The 8,335-nt window shown below is 32.4% G+C and carries 5 protein-coding genes; all 5 read right to left on the bottom strand.

What is annotated here, in order from left to right; genetic code table 11:
* Positions 1–340: 340 nt before the first annotated feature.
* Positions 341–2,740 carry a TonB-dependent receptor domain-containing protein gene (locus B8T70_RS22000; protein WP_086896239.1) on the bottom strand — a complete coding sequence of 800 codons (2,400 nt, stop codon included), beginning with the start codon at positions 2,738–2,740 and terminating at the stop codon, positions 341–343.
* Positions 2,741–3,122: 382 nt separating this feature from the next.
* Positions 3,123–4,184: an AraC family transcriptional regulator gene (locus tag B8T70_RS21995; RefSeq protein WP_086896238.1), complete on the bottom strand. Its 1,062-nt coding sequence runs from the start codon at positions 4,182–4,184 to the stop codon at positions 3,123–3,125.
* A 270-nt stretch (positions 4,185–4,454) separates the two neighbouring features.
* Positions 4,455–5,477 carry an NAD(P)-dependent alcohol dehydrogenase gene (locus B8T70_RS21990; protein WP_086896237.1) on the bottom strand — a complete coding sequence of 341 codons (1,023 nt, stop codon included), beginning with the start codon at positions 5,475–5,477 and terminating at the stop codon, positions 4,455–4,457.
* Between the two features lie 246 nt (positions 5,478–5,723).
* On the bottom strand, positions 5,724–6,662 hold the full coding sequence (locus B8T70_RS21985) for a type IX secretion system membrane protein PorP/SprF (RefSeq protein WP_086896236.1): 939 nt from the start codon (positions 6,660–6,662) through the stop codon (positions 5,724–5,726).
* A 21-nt stretch (positions 6,663–6,683) separates the two neighbouring features.
* Positions 6,684–8,335 (bottom strand): gliding motility-associated C-terminal domain-containing protein (locus B8T70_RS21980; protein WP_133059420.1); only part of this gene is annotated, 1,652 nt, incomplete at its 5' end.

The following is an 8,335-nucleotide window of genomic DNA, read 5'->3' as shown; positions in this document are numbered from 1 at the left end:
TTGTCATAACTTTGTTTTTAAGTAAAAAGTAAACGGAAGAAATCTGCTATTGACTTATCAATCCTAAATACAGGCTCCAGGCCTAATGAACTGTCCAAGCTCAAAAGCAGAGAGGGAAAGGAACTACCATTTCGAACAGTCTATTATGACAAATGACAATTTTTAGTTTTTATCTTTCCCTTTCTTCTGTTGAAAATCTAAACATAAATGTACTAAAAACAGAAATCCTTTTTTATTACAAACATAGGATGACAACATCGGGGAGAAACTTTGCTCCAGACGCTTCGGGATTGCGTAATCCTTTGCGAACTCTGCGGTTAATTTTCGCAAAAGACAATCACTACCTTGCTCTGCTGTTTTCCGTTTGTTCCACTTCTTTTTTCTTGTAATCCGTTTTTTTGGAGTTTCCAAAACTATACGTTGCAACAAGCTTATAGTAATTTGTTGTGTATGTTCTATGATAATAAATCTCGGTTTGTCCTACAGTATAATTTCCAGAAGCATAAAATCCTTTAAAAATATCATTGGCAGAAAAGTTCAATTTTAAGGCATTATTTAAAAAATTTCTTTCGATTCCCAATGTTACTATCGAGCGACTATTATCATCTCCCAATCCGTAGCTTTTATCACCCAGATACCAGGCAAGCAATTGAATTTTAAACACATCAGGAATGGTAAATGTATTATTTGTATAGAGATAAATTTGTGGTTTTGTTGCACCTAATGTAAATGAATAAGTATTGTCTACAGATTTTGTGTAACTCATACTCACGGTATTGGTCGAACTCCACCATTTGCTTGTAAATGACCTTGAAATCGATGCAAAATAACTATTTTCTTTATCTAAATTCAATGATCTTAAAATATAACTATTGGGATTAATACCGCGTAAAGCTGCTCCAGATATAGGATCGACTTTGTACGTGTATCCTATTTTAAAATCATACTTTTTATACATCGCTCCTATTTCAAAAGCATAAATTTTTTCTGGTTTAAGATTAGGGTTTCCTTCGATAGTTGTAAATGGGTCCTGGTAAACAACATACGGATTGAGCGCCTGATATCTTGGTCTTGTTATTCTTGAAACATAAGAAGCATGTAACTTCAGATCATCAGAAAGAGGCATATTCAATAATACATTAGGAAAAATATCGGCATAACTTTTCCTGAATTTCTGATTGCCGCCTGCAGTTGTATTTAATTCATAATTGGTCCATTCGCCTCGAGCGCCCAAAGAATAATTAAACTTTTTTCCTAGAGAACTACTGTAATTTATATACGCAGCTCCTATTTTTTCTTCATATTTAAAATCACTCGAAAGGTCTTCATCAAATACAAATTCAGGATTTTTATCATCAGCAATCAAAAAATCAGAACTTGTTTTGATTGTTGCATAACTTACTTTTGCACCAGCTTCTAACTTTGTACTTTCATTTATTTTTTTTGCATAATCTGCCTGAGTGTTTATAATATTGATGGTATTATCGGCATTGTTTTTTAAATATCGCTCTGTATTTAGGCTGTTAACCAAACCATTTTCATCTATAAGATCTCTTGTAAAACCGTTGTAATTAGAAAATTGTGTACCAACAAACAACGAGGAGCCTTTATCATCTGTAATTGTATTATAATTTAAGTTTACAAACTGATTGAGTCTAACATCATTTCTGTCAACATCTGTAGCATAAAAACTATTGCTATTGTTGGTTGCAATCGAATTTCGATTGGCTACTACTCCACCCAAATCATTAATATTCCCACTATATTCCAACGAAATATAATTCGATTCAGAAAAAGTATATTGTAGTCCAAATCCAAAGTTGGAATAGTTATTAAATCTACGCCTCCAATCTGTAGTCAGCTCTGATTTCATAAATTCGGTAGGATCAGGTCTTGTTCTGGTTGTATATAACAGTTCTCTGTTTTTACCTAATTGCAGTCCATAATTACCAATAATAGAAACTTTTCCTTTATTGTAATTAAAATCTAGCAGTGTATTTGTACTTGTCCCTCCAAATTCCGAAACTGTAATCTGTTGGCTTGCCGTTCCCATAACTCCACTCTCAAAGTTTTTCTTTGTAATGATATTAATTACCGCTTTTCCTTCGGCATCATACTTAGATGATGGATTAGAAATAACTTCAATCTTGGCAATTTGCGAAACAGGAATTGCTGCAAAACGTTCGTTACTAATTAAAATTCCGTTTAAATAAATAATAGCTTCTCCTTTTCCTAACACACTAATTTGTCCTTCGGAAACAATTACATTTGGAACTCTGCCCAATAATTCATTTACCGAACTACTGGTAGAAAGCAAAGTATTAGCTACGCTAACCTCAAGTGTTCCATTAGATCCATATTTTAGCAATGAAGCTTGATTTTTTATAACAACTTCATTTAGCAGATTGTTATTTCCATTAACGAGTATTGTGCCCAGATTTATATTTTCTTTTCCATTGAAAGTAATATGCTGGAATTTGTCGGCAAATTCTACAGAAGTAAGTTTTATCAATACTTCTTTTTGATTAATATTTGATAATTGAAAAGTACCATCTAAAAAATCCTGTTGTTTAATTAAAATAGAATCACGAACAGACAACAATGAAACATTTCCCATCATGGGTTCGTTGCTATGATTAGTAACTTTTCCTGACAGAAATTTTATCGATTGTGCTTTTACAGTTATAGATGGTATAAGTAAACAATAGATGTAAATGAAAACTAAGATTAGAATTCTCATAAAATTTAACGATTAAGATTTGACTTTTTATTAGTACAAAAGTCTATCGTAAATCGCGGTATGAGGTCATTCAAAGAGAAATCAGGAGTACGGATTTATAAATCTACACTCTGTTTATTGAACCTAACTTGGTTAATATTGCTGTAATCCTGCACTTTCGATATTAAAATCATACTCATAAGGTTTATCCCGAAGCGCAATGTCATTAAGTTAAGCTCTTTTGATCTAATTGTGGTTAATTATTTTCGCGCAAAGACGCAAAAGCGCAAAGGTTTTAGGCGTAAACTTGGCGGCTTTGCGTGAGATTTATTCGATACAGTATTGTAGCCGTTTTTCTTAACTTAATGGCATTACCTGAAGCGTCAAACTAAAAGGAAAAAAATTAAACTAATGAAGCTTGTAACTGATAATTTAAAGGTGTCGTTCCTGTATGCTTTTTAAACGCCACAAAGAAGGTTGATTTAGAATTAAATCCTACATCATAACCAACAGATTCTAAGGTTAGTTTATTGTTAGAAGTTATGATTTTGCAAGCTTCGTTTATCCTAAATTCATTAACGTAACTGGTAAAATTCTTTCCAACGTTGTTATTTAAAAACTGAGATAATTGGTGGCTTGAAATAGTAACTTCTTTGGATAAATCTTGTAATGTAAGATTTGGGTTTTTATATAGTTCTTTTTCTACCATTACATTCTCTAGTTTTTGCAACAAGATTGTTTCTTCGGCTGAATCAATTTTCTTTCCTGAATACTTTGGAGAATTAAGCAAGAATAAATCGTCTGTCTTTTTTCGGTATAAAAGAATAGAAATTATCATATACAAAATAAAAGAAAAAATTATAGATCCACTTAAATAAGAAACAAATGGTGCATTAATCAATGCCAGAAAATAGAAGGCAAAAAGTAAGGTATTACCAAGGTAAATCATACCAAACCACATTTCGGCTGGATTTGCTTTTTGTTTTCTGCTTACAATCTTTTTTAATACTTCTTTAATTGTAAAACCTGCAAAAACTACATATACAAACCACTGAATATAAATAAGTTCTACAAAATAATCCCGCCAAAGTTGAGGGTAAACACTATACGGAAACAGTATTCCAACAGTAATAATAAGTATTGCCCAGAAAATAAGGGTCAGTTTCCAGGATTTGGGCATTACATGAATTTCCTTAACCGAAGCTTTCATGAAATAATATAAAAACGGACCTATAAAAAAACAAGCCGAAAGACCAATTTGAAGATAGGTTTTAGGTAACGTTGGATCAAAATATATAAATACAGATTTAGCAATTCTAATACTTAACGCTAGTAAGAGTGCGCCTAGAAAATAATTTCCGAAGTATCTTTTCTTTGTAAAAAAGAAGAAATAAATACCCAGAATAATTCCGTTGAAAGCCCCCAAAGCACTAAAAAAGAATAAAAGTTCTTTGCTAGTATCCATAATATATTTTCGTTTTATAAATAGTTATTCTGCAAACAAAGCTAAAAAAAAGATTGATGTATGCTTCAAATAAATTGTTTAAAAAATACTATAATTCTTAATTAAGCAAAACTTACTTTTATAGTATAGTTAAATCTTTTATGTAAAGTTCATAAAAAAGCCCAATTCTAGAATCGGGCTACTTATTTCTTTTAAACTGTAGGAGTAATTATTTTAACACATAGTCCTGAAGCTTCAGACAATGTCATTAATGTGTTAATTTAAATCTATTTAAGGAACTAAAACAGCTCTTCCTTTTATTTTTCCTTGTCTTAATTTATCATACACTTCAAGAGCTTGATCTAAACTATATTTTTCGACTTCAATATGTATTTTCTTTTGTATTGCCAGTCCAATTACTTCCATTAACTCGGTTCTTGAACCCCAATAAGGATTGAATATGCTTACGCCAACGGGTAAACCGGTATTGTATTCATACTTTCCTCCTCCTAACCCAACAATGGTTAAATCGCTATCTAAACCTATAATTTTTGTACCTAAATCTATTGTAGATGTAGCACCAACAAAATCAAGTACAACTTTTGCTTTTTTTATTCCAGTGATTTTCTTGATTTGTTCGGCAGCATCTTTATCTGTAGAGTTAACGACATGAACTGCTCCTAGTTGTTTTGCAAATTCAAGTCTTTCGGGAGTTATATCACAAGCTATAATTGTTGATCCGCACATTTCGGATAAAATTTGTAATGCAACATGTCCTAACCCTCCTACTCCAATAACCACAACATATTCGTCTGGCATAAGTTTATGCAATGATCTTTTTATTGCTGAATATGGTGTTAATGCTGCATCTGTAAGCGGAGCAGCAATTACAGGATCTAAATCATGAATTGGGACCAATAATCGAGAGGAAGGTACAAGCATATAATCTGCCATACCACCATTTAATCCCAAACCACCTCCATAAGCTTGCTCAGAGTGATGATCACAATAGTTTTCTTGCGAATGTTGGCATGGTTTGCAATGTCCGCATCCCCAAGGTCCATATACCAAAACTGCATCTCCTTTTTTAAATCCCTTTACATCTTTTCCTACTTCTTCTACCCATCCTGCATTTTCGTGCCCTAAAGTAAATATTGCACCAGAAACTAATCCTCCATCAATTACATGTAAATCCGAATGACATACTCCTGCTCCACCGATTTTTAATAATACTTCATCTCCTGTAGGAGAAGGTTTTTCTAGATCGTTTATAATTCTAACATCTTTGTGTCCATAATATCGTACTGCTTTCATAAGATTTTATTTATAATTTCTATACTATAAATTTAATCAAACCTGATGTTATACGTACGTTAATGAATTATAAATAAAACCTTTAATACGTTAAAAAACAAAGCAAAATACTTTAAACTTTAACTCGCAACATAACCTAATTTCTATTTTTTATTCGTAAACTAAAACTTATAAAATAATTAAAACACAATAATCTTAATCATAGATTGTGTGGATATTTATCTTTTAAGCTAAGCGAATAAAAGATTAAAAACCAAGGTTATTAGCAGGATCTGTAAAGCTACAACCACATTCCCTACGCATATTTTTAGACTGTTTAAATGTATATTTTAAATAAAATTGATGCGATGACGGCGCATATTTGCCTAATCCGTTTATGTTATGATCATAAGCATATCCGGCTTGAAAATCCTGAAGCAAATTAACTCCTATTATTCCAGTTATAGCCGAATCCCAACGGTAGGATGCTCCAAATCTGAACTTTTCTTTAAACTCAAAATTAAGAGCAAAATCTATTGCCAATGGTGATCCCTGAACCTCTTTTGCTAGTATAGATGGTTTAAATAACAATTCATGTGTTAGCGCAGTTTGATATCCTGTTGTAAAATAAACTTGAGGTTTTGTTACCGATATTCCTGCAACAGTTGGATCATAACTTTCTTTGATAAAATTGGGCGTAGATAATCCTATATACCAATTTGGTGTATTGAATAAAAATCCAACTCCTATTCTTGGAGATATTCTGTTTTCTATATTATTTTCAAAACTTAAATCATTTGTATTCTGTACATCAAGACGTGTATAATCTACATTAAGGACATTAAAACCTGCTTTTAAACCAAACGAAAGCATATTTATTTCGTCTGTAAAAATGGTATAGGAATAATCTCCTGTCAAAATTAATTCTTCGGTTACACCTAATTTTTCACTTGAAACATTCATTCCTGCTCCCATATTCATTGTAAGCGGAATATTGACATTTAAGTTCAGACTTTCGGGTGCACCATCAAATCCTGCAAATTGTGTTCGATGTATCAGTAATACGCTTCCGTCAAAAAAACCTGCAAAAGCGGGATTAAAACTCGACATATTTAGCTTATAATCGGAGAATTGAGCATCTTGTTGAGCTCTGGCAGAAAATAGTGTAAATGTAAATGCCAGTACTAGTATATAATTAAATTTCATTTGTTTTTTTGATTTTGTGAATTAAGGATTTAGATGCAAAAAGCCTGTTTTTGTAATACGCTTATTATCATGATTTGTAAAGCTAAATACATAATAATATGTTCCGTACGGAAGTAAACCAGTACCGTTTCCTAATCCTTTATTACCAAATCCTTTAAATAGATTATCGTCTTGTCCGTAACGACTAGCTTCGTAAACTAAACTTCCCCAACTATTAAAAATTTCTAGTTTATTATCAGGAAAAGTTGTGGCTCCTTCTACAAAAAAGGAATCATTTTTTCCGTCCCCATTGGCAGAAATTCCGTTATAAACCACAACATCACAATACCTAATAATAATCTCTACTTCTAGCCTTTTAGAACTTTCGCATTCTGCTCCTATGTAAGATGCGTAATATTTATGTTTATCTTCTAAAATTGTAGTCGATGCCACAGGAACACCTCCTGTTGCGGTTTCGTACCACAACACCTCTTGCTCGTTTGTAATAAGATCAGTAATTGTTGCTTCTTTTTCTTTACATATATACTGCACATCATTGCCTGTGGGAGCTAATGCATCTTTAACAATGATTGTAACAGGAATACGATTACTATAACAATTACCATAATTTGTAGCCGCATAATAGGTTCCGCTAATTATACTTGAATTTAATGAAAGACTTTGGGCTGATGTAGCATCGATAAACCATTTTAAATTAGTACTATCATTTACAGCTATATCTCTTATTGTAGGCGCATCTATTAAACAAAATTCTTGTGTAAGACTCGGGAATGTTGGCTCTGGAATAGGAAGAATTGTTACAATCGCTGTTGCTGAACCTCTGTTTCCTGATTGATCTATTACGGTAAGTGTTACTGTATTGACTCCTATATTACTACAATCAAAAGTGGTTTTATCGAGTAATATTTTATCGATAGTACAATTATCTGTAGAGCCGTTATTTATCTCATTAACAGTAATACTCACAGTTCCTGTTACTTTGAGCTGAACTGTAATATCCTGCGTTACCACAGTTGGAATTATTTTGTCCTCTACAGTAACTACAGCAGTTCCAGACGCTGAATTTCTATTAAAATCTGTAACGGTAAGTGTTACGGTATTTGTTCCAATATCACTACAAGTAAAAGCTGTTTTATCGAGTACCAACATATCGATACCACAAGCATCATTAGAACCATTATTAATCAGCGCTGGAATTATTGCTGCATTTCCTGTAGCATCTAGCTGGACAGTTATATTTTGGGTTATAACATTTGGGGCAATCAAATCCTTTACAGTAACAACAGCAGTTCCAGTCGCTGAATTTCCATTTTTATCCGTAACAGTAAGTGTCACATTATTTATTCCAACATTCGTACAATCGTAAGTTGTCTTATCAAGAATCATCGTATCAATACCGCAATTATCTGTAGAACCGTTATCTATTTGCGTAGCATTAATAGTTGCATTTCCTGTAACATCAAGTTGAACAGTTATACTTTTTGTAATAACAGTTGGAGCTATTTTATCTTCGACAGTTACTGTAGCAATTTCTGATGCTGAATTCCCATTAACATCGGTAACAGTTAGTGTTACTGTATTTACTCCAACATTTGTACAATCGAAAGTGGTTTTATCTAATATCATGCTATCAATACCACAAACATCACTTGAACCATTATCGATATCAGCTG

The organism is Flavobacterium sp. AJR (assembly GCF_002156885.1).
Classification (GTDB): domain Bacteria; phylum Bacteroidota; class Bacteroidia; order Flavobacteriales; family Flavobacteriaceae; genus Flavobacterium.
Note: the sequence above shows the minus strand (reverse complement) of the source record. Positions and strands in the feature narration are given on the sequence as shown.